7 protein-coding genes are annotated in these 21,856 nt (G+C 72.2%); 2 read left to right on the plus strand and 5 right to left on the minus strand.

Annotated elements, in window-relative coordinates; all coding sequences use genetic code 11:
• Positions 1–5 precede the first annotated feature (5 nt).
• From AB0K60_RS28425 to AB0K60_RS28440, 4 genes are all read right to left on the minus strand, one after another.
• Positions 6–3,305: an amino acid adenylation domain-containing protein gene (locus tag AB0K60_RS28425; RefSeq protein WP_364061602.1), complete on the minus strand. Its 3,300-nt coding sequence runs from the start codon at positions 3,303–3,305 to the stop codon at positions 6–8.
• A complete protein-coding gene (locus tag AB0K60_RS28430) occupies positions 3,302–7,891 on the minus strand; it encodes a type I polyketide synthase (protein ID WP_364061605.1) in 4,590 nt (1,529 codons plus the stop codon). Before AB0K60_RS28430 ends, AB0K60_RS28425 begins: the two co-directional genes overlap by 4 nt.
• Positions 7,892–7,916: 25 nt before the next feature.
• The gene (locus AB0K60_RS28435; RefSeq protein ID WP_364061608.1) at positions 7,917–17,102 is read right to left on the minus strand and encodes an SDR family NAD(P)-dependent oxidoreductase; all 9,186 of its coding nucleotides are present in this window, start codon (positions 17,100–17,102) and stop codon (positions 7,917–7,919) included.
• Between the two features lie 240 nt (positions 17,103–17,342).
• Positions 17,343–18,143 (minus strand): CPBP family intramembrane glutamic endopeptidase, encoded by an 801-nt coding sequence (locus tag AB0K60_RS28440; protein WP_364061611.1) that lies wholly within the window; start codon positions 18,141–18,143, stop codon positions 17,343–17,345.
• A 403-nt stretch (positions 18,144–18,546) separates the two neighbouring features.
• Between AB0K60_RS28440 and mce the strand changes: the two genes are divergently transcribed.
• Entirely contained in the window at positions 18,547–19,029 is a 483-nt protein-coding gene (mce, locus tag AB0K60_RS28445) for a methylmalonyl-CoA epimerase (RefSeq protein WP_364061614.1), read from the plus strand.
• A 129-nt stretch (positions 19,030–19,158) separates the two neighbouring features.
• On the opposite strand, the gene AB0K60_RS28450 is transcribed toward mce, so the two are convergent.
• On the minus strand, positions 19,159–19,572 hold the full coding sequence (locus AB0K60_RS28450) for a VOC family protein (protein ID WP_364061617.1): 414 nt from the start codon (positions 19,570–19,572) through the stop codon (positions 19,159–19,161).
• 237 nt (positions 19,573–19,809) lie between these two features.
• On the opposite strand from AB0K60_RS28450, the gene AB0K60_RS28455 reads away from it, so the two are divergent.
• Entirely contained in the window at positions 19,810–21,852 is a 2,043-nt protein-coding gene (locus tag AB0K60_RS28455) for a protein kinase (RefSeq protein WP_364061620.1), read from the plus strand.
• Positions 21,853–21,856 lie beyond the last annotated feature (4 nt).

Here is a 21,856-nt window from a genome sequence, read left to right on the forward strand (position 1 = left end):
GGTGCTCACCCCTCGTCACCTGACCGGCGGGTTGGCCGCCGGCGTGCCTGGGAACGACGGCGCAGGTCGGCGCGGTCGCGCCCGCCTGTCGCGGAACCGGCGGCGGGGCCGGTCAAGGCCCCGGCGAGCGCCCCGACGGTGGGGTACTGGAACAGCTCGATCAGGGACACCTCCCGCCCGGCGGTCTCGGTGAGCCTCGCCTTGAGCTCGGGCATGAGCAGCGAGTGCCCGCCGAGGTCGAAGAAGTTGTCGTGCACCCCGACCCGGTCCACGCCGAGCACGTCGCGCCAGATGTCGGCGATCACGCGTTCCAGGTCGTCGCGCGGGGCCACGAACGCGGTGCGGGTCTCGGGGCGGGAGAGGTCCGGCTCGGGCAGGGCCGCCCGGTCGGCCTTGCCGTTCGCGGTCAACGGAAGCTCGGGCAGGACGACGAAGGCCGCGGGGACCATGTACTCGGGCAGCCGCTCGCGCAGGTGATCGCGCAGGTCGGCCACGTCGGGCGGTTCGCCGTCGCCGGTGAGGTACGCGACCAGGCGGACGTCGCCGGGGCGTGGCTCGCGGGCGACCACGATGGCCTCGCTCACCCGGGGGTGGGAGGTCAGCACGGATTCGATCTCTCCGGGTTCGATGCGGAATCCGCGGAGTTTCACCTGGTGGTCGAGGCGTCCCAGGTACTCGATCGCGCCGTCCTCGCGGACCCGGGCGAGGTCGCCGGTGCGGTACAGGCGGTCGCCGGCGCCGAACGGGTTCGGGACGAAACGGTCGGCGGTCAGGTCCGGGCGGTTGAGGTAGCCGCGGGCCAGGTTCCGGCCGCCGATGTGCAGCTCTCCGGCGACGCCCTTGGGGACCGGGCGCAGGCGCTCGTCCAGCACGTAGATCTGCGTGTTGGCGATGGGGAAGCCGATCGGCACCGGGCGCGGGTCGCCGTCGCGGCGGCAGGGCCAGTACGTGACGTCGACGGCCGCCTCGGTCGGGCCGTACAGGTTGTGCAGTTCGGCGGTCGATCGGGCGAACAGGCGCTCCTGGAGCTCGCGGGACAGCGCCTCGCCGCTGCAGATGACCCGCCGCAGGGATGTGCATTCCTCGACGCCGGGCTCGCGGAGGAAGACCTGGAGCATCGAGGGCACGAAGTGCAGGGTGGTGATCTGCTCGCGGCGGATCAGGTCGATCAGGTAGCGGGGGTCGCGGTGACCGCCGGGCTTGGCGACCACCAGGGTCGCGCCGGTCATCAGGGGCCAGAAGAACTCCCAGACCGATACGTCGAAGGAGACGGGGGTCTTCTGCAGTACCCGGTCGGCGGGGGTCAGGTGGTACTGGTCCTGCATCCACAGCAGGCGGTTGCGGATGGCGGCGTGGACGTTCATGACGCCCTTGGGCCGCCCGGTGGAGCCCGACGTGTAGATCATGTACGCGAGGTCCTCGCCGTCCACGACCACATCCGGGTCCACATCAAGGTCCGCGTCCAGGTTGAGGTCGTCAACGCACAGCGGTTCGGCGGCGGTCGGCGGCAGGCGTTTCAGCACGTCGCGTCGGGTGAGCAGGGCCTGCACGGCGGCATCCTGGATCATGTACGCCAGCCGGGCCTGCGGCAGATCGGTGTCCAGCGGCACATAGGCGGCACCGGCCTTCAACACCGCGAGCAGACTCACCACCAGCTCGGCGGAACGCGGCACCGCCACCCCTACCAGCGTTCCGGGCCCCGCCCCCATCCGGCGCAGCCGCCGCGCCAGCCGGGCGGCCCGGCGGTCCAGCTCCACGTAGCCAAGGGACTCACCCTCGAAACGCACCGCCACCGCGTCCGGCGTGTGCCGCGCCCACCACGCCACCTGCTCGTGCACCCAGCCCGCGTTCCGGTCAGGGGTGGGCCACACGCGTACCGGTCCGCGGGCATCGGCCAGGGCGGTCCGCCGTTCGTCGTCATCGAGCAGGTCGAGGCGCTCGACGGGGGTGTCCGGCGACGCCGCCACCAGTTCGGCGAGGCGGCGGAAGTGGGCGGCCATGCGGGCGATGATCGGCTCGTCGAACAGGTCCCGGTCGTACTCGAACCAGCCGCGTACCGCGCCGGCGTGGTCGAACGACTGCACCTCCAGGTCGAAGCGTGCGCCCTCGGCGGGCAGCGGGATGCGGTCGAGTTCCAGCCCGGCCACCGTGACGGTCGAGAGCGGATCGTTCTGATAGGAGAAGGCCGTCTGAAAGATGGGCGGCCGGCTGAGGTCCCGATCGAGACGCAGGTCGGCGACGATCTTCTCGAATGGGATGTCCTGGTGCGCGTACGCGCCGAGGCACGCCTGACGGACCCGGTCGATAACGGTGCGAAACGACGGGTTCCCGCCGAGGCGCGCCCGCACCGGCAGGGTGTTGACGAAGAACCCGATCAGCGGCTCCACCTCGGCGCGTTCGCGGTTCGCCAGCGGCACGCCGACCACCACGTCGTCCGCGCCGCTGTAACGGCGCAGGAGCAGGTGGAAGACCGCGAGCAGCGCCATGTAGGTGGTCGCGCCCTGCTGCTTGGCCGTGCGGTCCAGGTCGCGGACGACCTCGGCGGGCAGTTCGAAGGCGACGGACGCGCCGTTGAACCCCTGGACGGCCGGGCGCGGGCGGTCGGTCGGCAGCGGCAGCGCGTCGGGCGCCCCGGCCAGTTCGCGCCGCCAGCGGGCCAGGCCCGTGGCCAGGTTCTCGTCGTCGCGCCGCCGCTGCCAGACTGCGAAGTCGCCGTACTGGATGGCGAGCGGAGGCAGCGGCGAGGGCCGTCCGGCGGCGTACGCCTCGTACAGGGCCGACAGCTCGGCCAGGAAGACCGTCACCGACCAGCCGTCGGAGATCAAGTGGTGCATCGCCACCGCGAGCACGTGCTCCCGGGCCGACACCCGCAGCAGCCTCAGCCGCAGCAGCGGCCCCTCGGCCAGGTCGAACGGATCCTTTAGCGCCTCGGCGACGTGCCGTGGCAGGTCCTGCTCGCCGGACCAGGTCGCCTCCTGCTGCCGCAGGTCGAGGGCGAGCCCGTCCCGCACCACCTGGACGGGTTTGCCGTCGCGCGTCCGGAAGACGGTGCGCAGCGCCTCGTGGCGGCGCACGATCTCCTCGACGGCGGCGCGGAGCACCCGCACGTCGAGTTCCCCACGCACCCGTACGGCCGCGCGCACCACATAGCCCGGGTTGCCGGGCCGGAGCTGCTCCAGAAACCAGATGCCCTGCTGCGCCACCGACAGGGGGAACACGTCCTCCCCGCGTTCGCGCAGGAGCCGCTCAAGCAGCGCCCGTTTCTCCGGTGACAGCGCCGCCACGCGCTCGTCGAACTGGGTCACGTCAGCCCCCGAACCTGCTCGTCGGTGAGTTCGTCCAGTTGGGAGAGGAGTTCGGCGGTGACGTCCGCCTTGCGGGTCACGCGCTCGATCGCGCCCGGTCCCGCCCGGTCGTCGGCGAGTTGTCGCACGATGTGCTCGCTCAGCGTCTCCACCGTCGCCCCGGCCAGCAGCTCCGACAGCGGCAGCGACACGCCCAGCCTGCTCTCGACCGCGTTGCGGAGCTCGACCGCCATGAGCGAGTCCAGGCCCAGGCTGATCAGCGGGCGGTCGCGCTGCACCGCCGACACCGCGCCCGTCGTCGCGGCGACTCCCCGCACCATCCCCGCGATGAGCAGTTCGGCACGCTCGGCGGGCGGCGCGGCGAGGAGTTCCGCCCTGGCCGGGATCAGGCCGGCGAGCGCGCCGCGTACCGGTGTGGATGTCCCTGCGGACGCGGTCGGGGCGTCCGGCGACCGCAGCAGGATCTCCAGCAGGCGGGAGCCGGAGACCTCCTGGTAGCGGCGGCCCCACTCCGCCCAGTCCACCGGGACGACCGCCGCCTGCGGCTCGGCGTACCGCAGCAGGCGATGGAACGCGCGCAGCGCCTGCGGCGGCCGCAGTTCGTCCATGCCCCGGCTCTGCGCCGGAGCGGCGCCGGGGATGGTCCCGCTCTCACGCGCCGCCATGCCGGTGCCGCTCCAGATGCCCCAGTTGACGGACAGCCCGGGGAGCCCGCTGCTCGTACGCAGGTCGGCGAGCGCGTCGAGGAAGGCGTTGGCCGCCGCGTATCCGGCGGCCAACGGGGAGCTCAGCACGGACGCGGTGGAGGAGAACAACACGAAGAAGTCGAGCGGCCGCTCGGCGAACAGCCGGTGCAGCACCCACGCGCCCAGCGCCTTCGGGCGAAGCTGCCGCTCCAGCGCGTCCGGCTCAAGGTCGGGCAGGGGGGACATCTCGCCGGTGCCCGCCACGTGCGCCACGCCCCTGATCGGCGGGTGGCCCTCCCGGTCGAAACGGTCGAGGAAGTCGCGCATCGCGTCCTCGTCGGCGACGTCGAGGGACGCGGTGATGACGCTCGCGCCGAGCGCTTCGAGTTCCCGGATCGCCGTCACGCGCCGGGCGGCCGGGTCGTCCGGGGGCAGGTTCGCCCATTCGCCGCGGGGCGGGATCGGCGTACGCCCGACGAGGACGAGCCGCCGCGCCCCCGCGGCCACCATGGAACGGGCGACCTCAAGCCCGACGCCGCCGAAGCCGCCGGTGATCAGGTAGCTGGCGTCCGGCCGCCAGATGGGGCCGTCCGGCGGGGGCGGCGGGGTGGCGCGCACCAGGCGGGCGACATACCGGCCGCCGTCCCGGTAGGAGACCTGGTCCTCGCCGTCGTCGTGCTCGATCTCGCCGAGCAGCGCCGCCGTCGTCGTCCCCGTGTCGTCGCCCGGGTCGTCGCCCGTGTCGTCGTCCGGGTCGAGGTCGATCAGGCCGCCCCAGACTCCGGCGTGCTCCTGCTGCAGGGACCTGCCCAGGCCCCACAGCGCGGCCTGGCCTGCGGCGAGCCGGTCACGCGGCCGGGTGGCCCCCCGCGTCACCAGCCACAGCCGCGCCGCGCCGGAAAGCCCCGCGCCGACGAGCGCCCGCACCGCGTACGCGGCGCCCAGCAGGCCCGTACGCTGCGCCTCCAGCAAGGAGTCGGCGTCGTTGAGCGCCCACAGGTACACCACGCGCACGTCCTGGTCCGGCCCGAGCCGCAGTTCCTCCAGCAGCCGGGCGAAGTCCCCCGGCGCGTCGGCGCGGACCGCCGCCTCACCGCCACCGGCGAACCGGTACGCGTCTCCCGGAACCACGCGCACGCATCGGGCGCCGCGCCCGGCCAGCGTGTCCACGAGACGGCCTCCCACGCCCGCGTCATCGGCGAACACCAGCCAGAACGGCCCGCCGTCCGGGCCGGCGGCGGCCGCGGGCGGCGGGTCCGATCGCTGCCAGGTGAGCCGGTACAGCAGGTCGTCGTCCTCGGCGGAACCGGCGTCGAAGGCGGGATCGCGCGGCTCGGCGGCGGCCTCGCCGATGCCCTGGTCGTCGCGTGGCATGTCCGGCTGGCAGGTGATCGGCTGGAAGGCGTACACCGGAACGGACGTCCGGCTGCGCCGGTAGTCGCGGTCGAAGCCGCGCCAGTCAACGGCGACGCCGTTCACGTACAGGCGGGACAGACTGGACAGCAGGACCCGCCAGTCCTCCCGGCCGGGCCGCAGGCTGGGCAGCAGCAGCGTGTCGCGATCGGACGGCAGGATCGCGCCGACCGAGCCGAGCAGTACGGGGTCGGGGCCCAGCTCAAGGAAGGTCCGGTAGCCGAGCTCGGCCAGAGCGGCCACGCCGTCGGCGAAGCGCACCGGCTCTTGGATGTGGCGGCACCAGTAGTCGGCGTCGAGGGGCTTGTCCCACGGCCACACCTGCCCGGTGACGTTGGCGGCGAAGGGGATGCGCGGGCAGGCCGGTTCGATCGTTTCGGCGGTACGGCGGAACGCGTCGAGCATGGGCTCGGCCGGTCGCGAAGTCGCGCCGCTCGGCAGGGCCGCCAGGATCCGCCCGCGCTCGACCGCGAGCGCGAGGGCCTCTTCCAGGGTCAGCGCACCCGCCACGCAGGCGGCGACGTACTCCCCGAAACCGTGGCCGAGCACGGCCGACGGCTCCACCCCCCACGACCTCCACAGCTCCGCCAACGCGTATTCCACCGCGAACAGAGCCGGTAGTGCGTAGACCGGATCGTCGCCGAGGCCGGCGTCCCGGGAGTCCTCCGGATACAGCACCGAGCACAGCGGCCGGTCGAGCAGCGGCCGAAGGACCTGCGCGCACCTGTCGAGCGCCGCACGAAAGGTCGGCTGCGTCCGATACAGGTCACCGGCCATCCCCGTGCGCGCCACATCCTCGCCCGGGAACAGGAAGACCACGTCGGCGGTACGCGCCCTTCCGGTGACGGGCTCGTCCCCGGGCAGCCCGTCCACGAAGTCGGCGAGCCGCTCGGCGAGTTGCCGCCGCGTCTCCCCGACGGCGGCGAGCCGGTGACTGAGGTGCGCCCGGCCGGTGTTCGCCGAAAAGCAGATATCGGCGGCCGAGGCGGCGTCATCGTCGGTGAGCCGATCCCGGTATCGGGCCGCGAGATCGGCCAGCGCTTGATCGCTCTTCGCCGAAATGGCCAGGACGGACAGCGGGCGCCGCTCGTCCGGGGCCTCTTCGACGGTGCCGGAGGCGTGATTCGGGGCGGCCTCGACGATCAGGTGGACGTTCGTGCCGCTGAAGCCGAAGGCGCTGATGCCGGCGACACGCCGGGACGTGGGCCACGGCGTCGGCTCGGTCGGGACGGCGAACGTCGTGCCCTCGAAGGACAGGTGCGGGTTCAAGCGGGTGAAGTGCACGTTCGGGGGGATCACGGCCCGGTCCAGGGCGAGGATCACTTTGAGCAGGCCGATGATCCCGGCCGCCGCCTCGGCGTGGCCGACGTTCGTCTTGGCCGAGCCGAGGTAGACCGGTGGCCCGTCGGGGCGGCCGTACACGTCGGCGAGGGCCTCGACCTCGATCGGGTCGCCGAGCCGGGTTCCGGACCCGTGCGCCTCGATGTAGGAGACGTCGCCCGCCTCGACGCCGCTCGCCGCGAGCGCGTTGCGCAGCACCTGCCGCTGCGCGTCACCGTTGGGCGCGGTCACGCCGGAGCTGCGCCCGTCCTGGTTGGCCGCGCCGCCGCGGATGACGGCGAGCACGGTGTCGCCGTCCCGGATCGCGTCGGAGAGCCGCTTCAGCACGATGATGCCGCAGCCTTCGCTGCGCACGTAACCGTTGGCCGACTCGTCGAAGGCCTTGCAGCGCCCGTCCGGTGAGACCATGCCGGGGAACTGCGAGAAGGCGATGCTGGGCAGCGGGGACATGATGACGTTGACGCCGCCGCTCAGGGCGAGGTCGCATTCGCCGGTGCGCAGGCTGCGGCAGGCCAGGTGCACGGCCATCAGGGACGAGGAGCAGGCGGTGTCGACCGCGACGCTGGGGCCCCGCAGATCGAGTACGTAGGACAGCCGGCCGGTCAGCACGCTGTGCGCGGTGCCGGTGCTGGCGTACGCGGTGATGTCGCCTGCCCGCAGGAAGGTGCGTGCCGCGAAGTCGTAGCTGCTCACGCCCATGAACACGCCGACCGGCCGACCGGCCAGGCTCGACGGGTCCCGGCCGGAGTTCTCCAGCGCCTCCCAGGCCACCTCAAGGGTGAGCCGCTGCTGCGGGTCCATGGCGACGGCCTCACGCCGGGAGATCCCGAAGAACTCGTGGTCGAAGGTGTCGACACGATCGAGAAAGCCGCCCCACTTGGCGCTCATCTTGCCGGGCTGCTGGGGTCGCCGGTCGTAGTAGGCGTCGGCGTCCCACCGGTCGGGCGGGATCTCGGTCACCACGTCGGCGCCGCTTTCCAGGAGCGCCCAGAAGGACTCCCCGTCCACGGCGCCGCCGGGAAGCCGGCACCCCAGACCGACGACCGCGATCGGCTCGGACCGGGCCCGCTCGACCGCGTCGAGCCGGTCCTTCAATCGTTCAATCGTCAGGTAGGCGCGTTTGAGTGTCTCGTTCGGCGACGTCATCGAACCTCCACGGCGTGGATCGCCCTCAGATGTGGGGAGGAAGTGAGTCCTTCAGGCCCTGCTCAACCTGCGTGATCTTGTCCAGGAGGAGTGCCTCCAGCTCCGCTTCGGAGAGCTCTTCCAGCTCCGGCCCTCCGCCATCACCTGCATCGGCACCCGCATCGGCACCTGTATCGGGGCCGTCATTGGTGTCGGCATCGCCGACATCGCCGCCGGTGCCGCCACGGACGCCGTTCGCCTGCGCGGGGGCGAGTTCGATCCCCATGCGTTCGGCCAGGTACGGCACCAGCGCCTCGATGGTCGGGAAACGCCAGGCGACGGTGGCCGACAAGGTGACGCCGAGCGACGCCTCCAGCCGTTTGGCGAGCTGGACCGCCATGAGAGAGTCCAGGCCCATCCCGGCCAGCGGCGCGGCCGGGTCGATCTCGGCCGGGTCCGCCTTGATCACCCGCGCGAGTTCCTCCTGGCAGTGCCGTACCAGGATGGCCGTACGCCGCCGTCCCGGCTCGACGGCGAGCAGTCGCCCGCGCATCTCGGCCGAGCGGGCGGCTCCGTCCGACGACTCGCCCGCCACCGACGCGTCTGCATCGGCGACGAGCCGGGCGAGCAGATCCGGTGCGAGCCCGTCGCGTGCGGCGGACGCGAGCCGATCCAGGTCGAGCGGCAGCACGCCGATGTGGGCCGCGTCGGAGGCCAGCAGCTTGTCGAGGATCTCGGCCCCGTCGTTCGGGCGCAGGGCGACGACGCCCACGGCGGCCAGCGCGTCCCCGCGACCCGGCCGCGCCGCGAGCCCGATCTCGGCCCAGGGTCCCCAGGCGATGCTCAGCGCGGGGAGCCCCGAGGCGCGGCGGTGGTACGCCAGGCCGTCCAGGAAGGCGTTCGCGGCGGCGTAGTTGCCCTGCCCCGCCGAGCCGACGAGCCCGGCCGCCGACGAGTAGAGGACGAACAGGTCGAGGTCCCGGCCGAGGGTGGCGCGATGCAGATGCCACGCGCCCAGCGCCTTGCCGGCCGCGACCGATCGCAGCCGCCGCGCGTCGAGCTTGGTCAGCAGCCCGTCGTCGAGCACACCGGCGGCGTGCACGACCCCCGCGAGCGGCGGCATCGACGCGTCGAGTTCCGACAGCAGCGCGGTGACGTCGGCGTACCCGGCGACGTCGGCCGTCCGGACCTCGACGCGGACGCCGTCGGCCCGCAGCCGATCGATCGCCGCCCCGGCCCGCTCCGACGGCGGGCGCCGTCCGACCAGGGCCAGGTGCCGCGCGCCCCGTGCGGCGAGCAGTGTGGCGGCCTCCAGGCCGAGCGCGCCGAGACCGCCGGTGATGAGGTAGGTGGCGTCCGCCCGGATCGGGTTCCGGCCGGGACGCACCGCGATGGTGTCGTGGCCGCCCGGAACCAGCACGATCTTCCCGGTGTGCCGCGCCTGCGCCATGTGCGTGAACGCCGCCTCGGCATCGCCGTACCGGAAATCGGTCACCGGCAGCGCGGTGAAGTCGCCGGAGGCGAAACCGCGTCCGATCCGGTCGAACAGGTCGGCGATCAGGTCCGGCCGCTCGGCGAGCGTCCGCTCCAGGTCTACGGCGAAGAACGACCGGTCGTGCCGGAGCGCGCCGAGGTTGAGGTGACCGTCCTGGTAGACGTCCTGTTTGCCGATCTCGGCGAAGCGTCCGCCCGGCGCGAGCAGCGACAGGCTGCGCACCAGGGCCTCACCGGCGAGCGAGTTGAGCACCACATCGACCCCGCGCCCGCCGGTCGCCTCCCGCACCTGCTCGGCGAACCGGAGGGACCGGGAATCCATCACCTGCTCGACGCCCCATTGGCGAAGCAGGTCCCGTTTGGCGGCGGTACCGGCGGTCGCCAGCACCCGCGCGCCCGCCCGTCGGGCGACCTGAAGCGCGGCCATGCCGACGCCGCCGGTCGCCGAATGGATCAGCACGGTCTCGCCCTCGCCCAGACGGGCCAGGTACTCCAGCGCGTACACGGCGGTCAGGAAGGCGATGGGGACGCCCGCCGCCTCCTGCGTGCTCAGGTTCGGGGGGATCGGGGCGGCCAGCTTGGCCGTGGTCGTCGCGAAGGCCGCCATGCTGGAGGGGGCCACCGCCATCACCCGATCGCCGACCGTGAGGCCGGTGACGCCCTCGCCCACGGCGACGACCGTGCCCGCGCATTCGGCGCCGAGCGGCAGCACGCCCGGCGGCTGGCCCGGGCAGATGTCCATCGCCTTGAGTACGTCGCTGAAGTTGAGCCCGGCCGCAGCGACCTCGATCTCGATCTGACCGGGCGCCGGAGGCACCCGCTCCCAGCTGGTCGGGGTGAGGCTGCTGAGCAGTCCCGGGCGCGCGGCGAGAATCCGCACGTTGCGATCGACGCGCGGGTCGTACGGGCGGGACGGCCAATCCACCTTGGTCTCATCCGGCCGGGTCCAGGGACGCAGCGCGGGCAGGTAGCGCGTGCCGTCACGCACCGCCACCTGAGTCAGGGGAGTCTCTTGGCCGCCGTCGTGGCGCAGCAACTCCCGCACCAGCAGCACCGCCTCGCCGTCGCGCCGGTCCGGGTCGAGGTCGATGATCACGGGCCGCAGTTCGCCGTGCTCCAGCATGATCACCCGGGCGAGGCCCCACAGCGCCGTCCCGACCGGGGCGACCGGCGTGGTCTCAGCGCCCACGCGCTGGGCTCCGCGAGTGACGAGCACCAGCCGGGGCGACGGCGCCCAGTCCCGTCCGGCAAGTTCCTGAACGAGATGCAGCACCGGCCCGTTGCCCAGGTCACCAGGCGGGTCCTCGTCGCCGGACGCATGGTCGCCCTCGATCGCATCCAGAGCCCAGGCATAGACGATTCCGGCGCACGGTTCCGGCCGTGCCGCCGTCAGCTCGTTGAGCAGCGCGGCGATGTCCTCCCGGCGCTCCGGGTCGATCAGGTAGGCGTCCCGCCCGACGCGCCGGTAGCGGTCGCCACGCATCACCGTGACGCAGGCGCCTCCGCGCGTCTGCAACTCCGACCGCAGGGCATCGCAGGCGCCGGTGTGATCGGCGAACACCAGCCACCACCCGATGGCCGAGGCATTCCCGTCGTCCTGCCGATCGTGGAACCGGTCGTGCTGCCGGTCTCCGTCTTGGCCCTGGTCGGATTCCCGGTCCTCACCTGTGGTGTCGTCGGCGTACCAGGCGAGGTGCAGGAGGGACTCCGCGATCGGGTCCCGTTCCCGCAGGGGACGCAGCACGATCCCGTCGATCGTGCCCGCGTGATCGCCGTCCTCGTCGTACAGCACCACGCGGCAGCCGTCGATCATCGGGCCGATCGCGCCGGCGGTCGCGTGCGCCCACCGCGGTGCCACGCGGGCGTCGGTGAGCGTGAACGCACCGACGGCGACGGGCAGGTAGGTGCGCCCCTCGCTCGGCGGCAGCGCGGCGGCGAGCGCCTGCAGGCAGGCGTCGAGAAGGGCCGGATGGATCTGGTACGGATCGCGGTCGGCCGCCGGGCCGGCGGGAAGGTCCAGGCGGGCGAGGGCCTCGCCGCGTCCTCTCCACAGCTCGCCGACGCCCTGGAAGGCGGGGCCGTATTCCAGGCCGCTGCGGCTCAGTGCCGCGTAGTGCTCGGCCGGTGGCAACGGCTCCCGGCAGCGTTCCCTGACCTCGGCGAGCGCGCCGGGGCGATCGGCCTCGTGGCCGCGGCGGTAACGTGCCCGCGCGATTTCCGTCCACGTGTCCGCTTCGAGGCTGAACAGCGTCGCCGAGCCCACGCCGCCGGCCTCCGGGACGAGCACGAGTTGGACGGTCGCCTCCGTGGCCGCATCGGGGACGACGGCCATCCGGGTGAAGTGCACGTCCTCGATGACCGTCAGCGGTTCCCCGGTGGCCTTCCGCGCCGCGGCGAGGGCCGCGTCCAGCATCCAGGCGGCGGGCAACACCGCCGCCCCCGCCACCCGGTGATCGCCCAGGTACGGGTAGGTGGCCAGGTCGATCGCGGCCGTCCAGTGGTACGCCCGCGGCTCGGCCGCCGAGCGTACCGACGTCTGCAGCGCCGGATGCCCGGTACGCTGCGCGGATCGCCTGCGCGGCCGCTCGTCGTCGAGCCAGTGGCGGCGACGCTGCCAGGGGTAGGACGGCAGGCGGACCATTACGGGCGCGTCCCCGTAGATCGTGGTCCAGTCGATCGGGTATCCCCCGGTGTAGAGCCGCCCGAGTTCGCCGAGCATCGACGCCCGGCCCGGCTGATCGCGGCGCAGCGAGGCGACCACGACGCCGTTCTCGTCCCGCTCCGACAGACGTTCGGCGATGACCCCGCCGAGCATGGGGTGCGGGGAGATCTCGACGAACACCTCATGCCCCTCCTCGGCCAGGCCGGTGACCGCCTGATCGAGAAGGACCGGCTGCCGCAGGTTCGCCGCCCAGTAGTCCGCGTCCAGCTCGGCACCGCCGACCGGACCTCCCAAAACCGTCGAAACGATCGGAATGGCGGCCGGGCGGGGCGTGAGGAAGTCCAGCGACCGGCCGAGTTCCGCGGCGAACGGATCCATGAGAGGGCAGTGCGAGGGGTAGTCCACCGATTCCAGAACGCGGCAGAACACCCCGCGACGGTCAAGCAGCGTGGCGAGCCGCTCGATCTGCACGGCGGCGCCGGAGACCACGGTCGATGACGGTCCATTGCTCGCCGCCACCCACACGGCGCGCAGATGGAGCTCCTCAAGCAGGTGTGCGACCTGCTCCATCGGCAGCGCCACCACCGCCATCTTGCCGGTGCCGACCGCCCCGCTGATCACCTGCCCCCGGTGCAGCGCCGTCCGCAGGGCGTCCTCCAGGCTGAGCGCGCCCGCCACGTGCGCCGCCGCGATCTCGCCGATGCTGTGACCGACGACGGCGGCCGGTTCGACGCCCCAGGAGCGCCACAAGGCGGCGACCGCGATCTGCACGGCGCAGAGCGCGGGCTGCCCGATCTCGGGCTCGGCCAGCCTGGAGTCCTCCGGACCTGCGGCGATCAGTTCGAGCAGGGACCAGCCGGCCTGCTCGCGGAGCAGGGCGTCGCTGCGCCGCAGGCTCTCCCGCACCACCGGCTCGGCGTCGATCAGGTCGCCCGCGAGCGGCCACCATCGCGGCCCCTGACCGGAGAACACGAAAACCGTCCTGGGCCGTCTCCCCACCCGCCTCCGGCCATGCGACAGCCCCGGCGCGTCCTCGCCCCGGACGAACGCGGCAAGCCCCGCACGCAGCTCCGCCACCGACTCCCCCACACAGGCGAGCCGGGCCTCGTGGTGAGTACGGCGAACCGCCGCCGCGGCGCACAGCCGGTACGGCGTCGCGTCCGACGCCGCCAACTCGGCCTCGTACCTCTGGGCGAGTTCCCGCAGCGCGTCCTCGTTGCGCGCCGAGATCACCAACGGGTACGGCGGCGCGGGCTCGGCGGCCGGTTCGGTGGTTGACACGGATGCTCGGTCGAAGGCCGACCCGGTCACTTGGGATTCCCGAGCAGAGGCCGGGGCAGGCGGCGGCGGGGGCGCTTCCTGCAGGATCATGTGGGCGTTGGTGCCGCCGAAGCCGAACGAGCTCACGCCCACCGTGGCGGGGCGGTCCACGGATGGCCAGGGCGTGAGCCCGTCCACGACACGCAGTCGCAATTCCCCAAAAGGGATGTGCGGGTTTGGGCGGCGGTAGTGGAGGCTGGGCGGGATACGCCGGTTGTGCAGCATGAGGGCGGCTTTGATCAGCCCGGCGACCCCGGCCGCCGCCTCCAGATGGCCGATGTTGGACTTCACCGAGCCGATCAGGCAGGGGCGATCGGCGGGACGGCCGGACGAGACCACGGACGCCAGCGCCCTCGCCTCGATCGGGTCGCCCAGCAGAGTGCCCGTGCCGTGCGCCTCGACGTAGTCAACCTGCTCGGGTGCCAGTCCCGCGTTCGCGTACGCGGCGCTCAGCACCGCCTGCTGGGCATGCGGGTTCGGCGCCATGAGCCCGTTGGTGCGCCCATCCTGGTTGACCGCGCCGCCGCGAATGACGGCGTAGACGGTGTCGCGGTCGGCCAGCGCCCGGCCGAGCGGCTTGAGGACGACCACGCCGGCGCCTTCCGCGCGGACGTAGCCGTCGGCGTCCGCGTCGAACGCCTTACAGCGCCCGTCCGCCGCCATCGCGCCCGCCTTGGCGAAGTTGATCGCCAGCGCCGGGGAGAGGATGACGTTCACCCCGCCGGCGAGAGCCAGGGTGCAGTCGCCCGCGGCCAGACTCCGGCAGGCCTGATGGATCGCCACCAGGGACGACGAGCACGCGGTGTCGATCGCCATGCTGGGGCCGCGCAGGTCGAACAGGTACGACAGGCGGTTGGCCGCGATGCTCAGGGCGTTGCCGGTGCCGGTGTAGGCGTCGATCCGGGAGAGGTCCTGAAACCGCAGGTGCCCGTGGTCGTTGGTGGCGATGCCGATGAACACGCCGGTACGCGACCCGGCGAGCCGTTCGGCCGGAACACCGGCGTCCTCCAGCGCCTCCCAGGCCACCTCGGCGAGCAGCCGCTGCTGGGGGTCGATGCGGTCCGCCTCGTGCGGGGTGATGCCGAAGAAGTGCGGATCGAATTGATCGACCTGGTCCAGGAAGCCGCCCCAGCGAGTGGCGAGCTTGTCCGACGTCTCGGGGTCCTCGTCGAAGTCGGCCGCGTTCCAGCGGCCGGGCGGAACCTCGGTGATCGCGTCCCGGCCCTCGCACAGCAGACGCCAGAAACTCTCCGGACCGTCCGCACCTCCCGGAAAACGGCACCCGATCCCCACAATGGCGATCGGCTCCAGGCCCGCGTCGCCGTGCGGGCGCGACGCGACGGGCTGGTCCGCCCGCGCCGTCACGCGCGCTGCCGTACGCGGCGGCGCGGCGTCAGGCGAAGGGCCGTCCGACACAAGTGCGTCCGAACGCCCGTCCCACGACGAACGCTGCCGCGGAACCCCATTCCCCGACGAACCAGCCGACGCGACCCCACCGCTGAGCGAACCGTCCGACGCAGCCCCATTGCGCCACGAACCATTCGGCGCGACCTCATCGCGCGACGAACCGTTTGGCGCAACCCCATCGCGCCACGAACCCTCCCGCGAAACCCCATCCGCCGACGAACCAGCCGACGCGACCCCATCGCGGAGCGAATCGTCCGGCGCAACCCCATCACGCCACGAACCGTCCGGCGCTGACAGATGATCGGCCAGCGCGTCGATCGTGGGGTACTCCCAGATCAGGGTCGCCGGCAGAGTCCGCCCGAGCAGGTTCTCCAGATCGCCAGCGATCCCCACCATGTCGAGCGAGCTCAGCCCAAACGTGGCGATCGGCTGTTCGGTGTCCACCGTGGCGGGTGAAACCCCGAGCCGCCGCGCGATCTCCTCCCGCAGCCACCGATCGATCCGCACGCGGCTTAGCGCGTCGCCCGCCGCCCGTCCCCCGGGTGCCCCTCCCCCAGATGTCCGTCCCTCCTGGTCGTGGGCCGACGCCGCCGCCTCTGCGACGGGTGCCTCGGCGGCGGATCTCAGGCTCCAGCTCACCGAACGATCGAGCTCCCCGTCGAGGAACGCGGCGCGGCAGGCCGAACGCTGCGGCTTGCCGCTGCTGGTCTTGGGCACGCCACCGCGCCGTACCAGGACGATCTCGTGGACCGCCAGGTCGTGCTCGATCGCCACGGCGGCGCGGATCGCGGTGACGACCTCGTCCAGGTCGAGCCGGGCCGGGTCGCCGTTGACCTCGTGCACGATCAGCAGTCGTTCACCGCCGCCGTCGCCGTCCAACGCGCAGGCCACGCCGCACCCGGGGCGCAACGCGGGGTGCGACGCCTCCACCGAGCGTTCGATGTCCTGGGGGTAGTGGTTCCGTCCGGCGACGATGATCAGATCCTTGCGCCGTCCCGCGACATGCAGCTCGCCGCCGTACAGGAATCCCAGATCACCGGTGCGCAGGTAGGTGGCCGTCCCGCCGTCGGAGAGGCGGGCGTGGAAGAACTCCGCGCTCTCCACCGGCCGCCGCCAGTACCCTTGCGCCACGCTCGGCCCGGACACCCAGATCTCCCCGACCTTCCCGTCGGGCAGCCGGGTGTGGGTGACGGGGTCGGCGATGACCACCTCCTGGCCGGGGACCGTCGCGCCGCAGCCGACGAGGCGGCGGACCGCGTCCCCGGGTGCGGCGGCGATCGCGGTGTCGTTCTTGAGCGCCTCGGCGGCGAACTCGCGGATCACCGGCTCGGCGGCGCGATCGCCGCCGGTGACCAGGAGGGTTCCCTCGGCGAGGCCGTAGCAGGGGTAGAAGGCGCTGCGGCGGAAGCCGTACGGCGCGAACTCGCGGGCGAACCGCTCGATGGTGTCGGGGTTGACCGGTTCCGCGCCGGTGAAGGCGACCTCCCAGCTGCTCAGGTCGAGCCCTTCGCGTTCGTGCTCGGGAATCTTCGCCAGGCACAGGTCGTACGCGAAGTTCGGGCCGCCGCTGTAGACGGCCCGGCTGTCGGAGATCGCCCTCAACCACCGGCCGGGCCGCTTGAGAAACGACAGCGGCGACATGAAGCCGACCCCCAGCCCCACGTACGCCGGCTGCAGCAGCCCGCCGATGAGCCCCATGTCGTGGTACGGCGGCAGCCAGCTGACCACGTACCCGCCGGAGGTGTCGCCGACGAACAGCTTCCGGATGGACGCGAGGTTGTGCAGCAGGTTCTCGTGGCTGACGACCACGCCCTTGGGATCGCCCGTCGAGCCGGACGTGTACTGCAGGAACGCCACGTCCTGCCCGCCGATCGGCGGCCGTCGCCACTCGTCCGCGCGGGCCCGCTCGACCTCGTCGACCGCCAGCCAGGGGAGTTCCGCCAGCGCGGGGGCGTACTCGGCGAGGTCGGGCGCGATCGAGGCGACCAGCGAGGGGGCCAGCGCCACGGCGGGCAGGGCGTCGGCGATGACGCCGAGCAGCCGGGGCAGCGTGCGCTTGAGCAGGGCCGGATTGGGCGGGTAGACGGGGACGGCGATCACGCCGGCGTACAGGCAGCCGAAGAACGAGGCCACGTAGTCGAGCCCCGGCGGGCAGACGATCAGCGCCCGTGCGCCGGCGGGTACGCGATCCCGCAGCTCGACCGCGATGGCGCGCGCCCACTGGTCCAGCTCCCCGCCGGTGAGGCTGAGCGTGTCGTTCTCCCCGTCCGCGAGGAAGCGGTACATCTGTTGGTCGGATCTCGCGGACAAGACGCCCTGGAAATGGTCAACGAGCGTAAAGGTGCCCATACGTTGCTCTTTCCGTTGTTTCGGTGGCATCCGCCGCGAGGTCCCCGAGTGCCTTCGGCGATGCGGGTCACGGCGGGCATCACCGAACGGGGTCGAGCACGAACAATCACCGTCCCGGGGTCTCCGGGGCGGCAGCAACGGCATGACTATGACCGTCGGCCTCCACAAGCGCGTAGGGACGAAGGTCATGCGAAATTTAGGCCCAACGTCATAATCGTTATGACGGGTCGAATACCACCACTAAGGTGAGGGCGCGGTCGTGCGCCGCCGCGACGCGTACCGGTGCCGCGCCATCGTCCTCGGCCCCCACAGGAAGACCACGATCACGGCGGCGACCGTGGCGAGCAGCCCCGAACTCATCGGGTCGTAGTGCGAGCCGTCCACCGGGAACAGCACGTAGGCCATGTTGTCGCTGGTGTGGAGGAGCACCGCCGAGCAGACGCTCCCGCCGGTGTTGCCGTACACCCACACGATCAGGACACGGGTGGCGATCGTGCCAAGGCACTGCCAGGCGACCCAGGCGACCGAGCGGTCGGCCTGCAGCCACGGCACGACGTGCCAGACCGCCCAGACCACCCCCATCACCAGCGCGGTGGTGAGCGCACTCCACCGGGCCGGCATGCGGCCGAGGGCGTACCCCATCCATCCCGCCTCCTCGCCGACCGCCGCGACGAAGAACGCCACGAACAGGACCGGCACCATCGGCAGGACGACGTGCGGCCCGGGAACCGCCTCCCCGGACAGGCGCAGCACCACGTACGACGCCACCGCGAGGCCGGGCATCAGCAGCAGCGCGGGCACGTACCAGCGTTTCGGCCCGAAACTCGCCACCGCCCGCTTCAGCAGGGCGAGCCGCTCACCGCGCGGAAGCAGCAGCAGCGCGGCGATCAGCGGGCAGAACCCCATGAGCGCGCTCACCGGCAGGTTGTAGGGCCGGACCACGCCCACCACGCCGGCGAGCTCCCCGAGCCCCCACAGCGGCACGGACAGCGCGAAGACCAGCGCGAAGAAACGCAGCGGCACGCCGCGTCGTCCGCACATGTCGCGGCCCTCTCCGCCGACGCGGCGACCACCCCGCCGCGCGGTCGCCACAGGCCGCACCCGAAATCCCGGCACCCTGGCGACGATCCGATGACTCCTCTGGAACCACATAGTGTCCAGGGCCCGCCGCGCCAGAGGCCAAAGCCCCTGTGACACCGGTCTCCCGACCGTTTTTCGCCAGGCCCAAAGACACTTACGCCGCCGCCGTCACCGATCGACACTTCACCGTGCCGCCCTCGTCAGCCGCCCCCGTCAACCGATCTCGTCAGCCGCCCCCGTCAACCGACCTCGTCAGCCGCCCCCGTCAACCGACCTCGCCGACCGCCCCCGTCAACCGCCTGCCATCCACCCCTCATCCACCCCTCAGTCACCCAGCCCCCCATCCCGCTGGAGGTCACTCACCATGGCCGCCGAGAACCCGTCCGCCGACGTGGCCGACACGCTCGCCCGCGATGCGGGGGTGACGCGCATCGACCACATCGGCATGGCCGTCGCCGACCTCGACGACGCCATCGAGTTCTACGAACGCGTGTTCGGCATGCGCTGCGTACACGTGGAGGAGAACGCCGAGCAGGAGGTCCGCGAGGCCATGCTGGCCGTGGGCCCGGACGGGCACGGCACCCGCCTGCAACTGCTGGCACCACTCTCCCCCGGCTCGGCGATCGCCCGCTTCCTCAATCAGTCCGGGCCGGGGGTACAGCAGGTGGCCTACCAGGTGACGAACCTGGAGGCCGCGAGCACGGCCCTGCGCGCCCAGGGAATCCGTCTGCTGTACGAGACCCCGCGCCGCGGAACGGCCGGAGCCCTCATCAACTTCGCCCACCCCAAGGACGTCGGAGGCGTCCTCGTCGAACTGATCGAACCCCCGAACCAGCAAAGCGAGTGACCGGCATCAGGCTCGACGCGCCCTCCCCTGAAGCACGCCGAGCCCTCACCCGAACGCGAACCGGCCCTGCTTCACACGGCGAGCCCATCCGAACCGGCTCGGCCAGGCCGGCGGCGTCGGGCGTACCGCTCAGCCCTCCGACTGCCCGATGTTGACCATCCACGGGATGCCGAACTTGTCCACGCACGCCCCGAACTCGTCACCCCACATCTGCTTCTCCAGCGGCACCGACACGGTGCCGCCCTCGCTCAGCCGCTCCCAGTAGCCCCGCAGCGCCTCGCCGTCGTCGCCGCTCAGGCTGATGGTGACGTTGTCGCCGGGGTTGTGCGACATGCCGGGCGGGGTGTCGGAGGCCATGATCGTGTAGCCGCTCGGGGTCTCGAGCTGGGCGTGCATGATCTGGTCGGCGTACTCCGTGCCCTGCTGGCCGTACTCACCGAAGGTGTTCAGGACCAGTTCCCCGCCGAAGACGCTCTGATAGAACTCCATGGCCTGCCGCGCGTTACCGGCGAAGCTGACGTACGGGTTGAGACGAGATGCCACAGCACGCTCCTTGTCCATGACGGAAAGACAGAGGGCACGCTACCCACCGCCACCGACAAAAACCCCAGGCCCCGGTTAAGCCTGCAGGATCAGCAGCCGTACGACCGGCACCGACGCGCGGCACCAGCCTGCGGCCCGAACCACTCAAACGACCGATCGACAGGTGATATCCGTCGAAAGCTAGACAAATGGCATTTGTCTGCGCGTGTCAGGTTCTTCTCACCAAGAATGGTGATCGTGGATGCTCCTGATGCCGTGATCGGCGGGTATCGCGTGCTTGAGGTGCTCAAGCGCGGGGCGACCAGCACGGTGTTCCTGGCCGAGGGGGAGGCCGGTGACCGGGTCGTGGTCAAGGTGCTGGAGGGCGGGCCGGACCCCGGTGGGGCGGCGGCGCGGCGGTTCGTGGCGCAGGTGGAGTCGTTGCGGCGTGTGTCGGGGTTCTGCACGGCGCAGGTGCTGGGGACCGGGCTGGATGGGGATCGGCCGTACGTCGTCACCGAGTATGTCGAGGGGCCGACGCTGGCGGGCAGGGTTGCCGCCGAAGGGCCGTTGCGCGGGGGCGAACTGGACCGGTTCGCGATCGGGACGATGACCGGGCTGGTGGCGATTCACGAGGCCGGGGTGGTGCATCTGGCGTTCAACCCGGACAACGTGCTGCTGGCCGCGGACGGGCCGCGAGTGATCAACTTTGGGCTGGCGCGGGCGATCGACACCACGCTCAGCATGGCCGGCGGCACCACGCGGACCGCCGGGGGCATGCCCTACCTGGCACCCGAGCAGTACGAGGATGGGCGGCCGGGGCCCGCGGCGGACGTGTTCTCCTGGGCGGCGACGATGGTGTTCGCCGCCACCGGCCGGCCGCCGTTCGGGGACGGTGCGGACGTGGTCGCGCGGATCGGGCAGGGGTCGCCGCAGTTGGGCGACATGGAGAAGGACCTGCGCGACATCGTGGCGGCCTGTCTGGTCGCCGATCCGGCGCTGCGGCCGTCGGGGGATCAGGTCCTGCATCGGCTGCTGGACCGGACGCCCGGCACCGACGGCGCGCCCGGGGCGGCCGGGGGCGGCGCGCGTGTGAACGTCGCGCCCGGAGTCCCCGCAGCGGGCGGGTCCACGAACGGCACGGTCGCGGAGGGCACGACGGTGCCCGGAGCGGCCCCGGACGGGCGGCGGCGGTTCGCCGTCGTGGCCGGTGCGGCGGCGGTCGCGGTCGCGCTCGCCCTCTCCGGCACCGTCCTGTACCTGAACCGGTCGGAGCCCACGCCGCGTCAGGACGCGTCATCATCCCCCGTGCCGGTCACCCCCTCGGCTGCCGCCTCTTCGGCGTCGCCCGCGGCCCGGGCGACGAACGGCCCGGTGCAGGCGAGCCTGAAGGTGCCGCTGCCCGGCCTCGACGCCACCCTCAACGAGGACCCCAGCGACCCGGTACGGCTCACCGGCTACCTGGCCGAGAAGGATCTGGGCACCTACCTGCGTACCGCCAAGGATGGGACGTTCCCCGCCGGGTTCACCCGCGCCGACGAGTACCGGCAGCCGGTGACGTCGCCCGACGGCACCCACACCGCGTACATCACCTGGCGGAAGTTCAACGGCACCACGACCGACAGCGTCACCGTGGTCGATCACGCCACCGGCAACGAGTTCTCGCTGAACGTCAGCGAGAAGCCGTTCGGGGTGGTCGCGCCCATCTGGTCCAGGGACGGGCGCAAGCTGCTGCTGACGCTGTACGACTTCGACAGCCAGGGCAGCGGCGAGACCGACACCCGGCAGGGCTTCGTCGTCGTGGACGTCCAGACGCAGCAGGCGTACACCGCCGAGACGGGCAAGGGGTCCGACGTCGGCTCCTTCATCTGGACGCCCGACGGGCAGCAGGTCGCCAGGATCACCGGGGACGCCAAGGAGGTGAACGTCTACTGGTACGACCTGGAAGGCAAACAGGTCCGCAAATCGGCGGAGGTCGGCCCGGTCTACGCCAGAGGAGACTGGTTCTCCCCCTCCGGGGAGCGATACTTCACGGTCTGTCCCGGTACGCCGAAGAGCGTGTGCCTGTGGAACACCGCCACCGGCGAGCGCGAGGCGGCCGTCCCCAGCGGAACGCCGGAGGACGTCGCCAGGCCCGTGGGCTGGTTCGACGAGAACCACCTGATCCTCACCGAGTTCCGCAGGAAGAAGAACCGCTTCCTCGTGGTGGACCTGGACGGGAACGTCCGCCGGGTGCTCACGGAGATCCCCGGCGACGAGCCGATGTTCAACATCCTGCTTGACTTCACCCCGCTGCGATGACCCC

This window comes from Thermopolyspora sp. NPDC052614, from assembly GCF_040678635.1.
Taxonomy (GTDB): domain Bacteria; phylum Actinomycetota; class Actinomycetes; order Streptosporangiales; family Streptosporangiaceae; genus Thermopolyspora.

What these genes read in the sequence shown, in the direction of transcription:
- AB0K60_RS28430 (WP_364061605.1), bottom strand. Translation starts at nt 7,891, where the DNA reads ATGACGTCGCCGAACGAGACACTCAAACGCGCCTACCTGACGATTGAA.
- AB0K60_RS28435 (WP_364061608.1), bottom strand. Translation starts at nt 17,102, where the DNA reads ATGGGCACCTTTACGCTCGTTGACCATTTCCAGGGCGTCTTGTCCGCG.
- AB0K60_RS28440 (WP_364061611.1), bottom strand. Translation starts at nt 18,143, where the DNA reads ATGTGCGGACGACGCGGCGTGCCGCTGCGTTTCTTCGCGCTGGTCTTC.
- mce (WP_364061614.1), top strand. Translation starts at nt 18,547, where the DNA reads ATGGCCGCCGAGAACCCGTCCGCCGACGTGGCCGACACGCTCGCCCGC.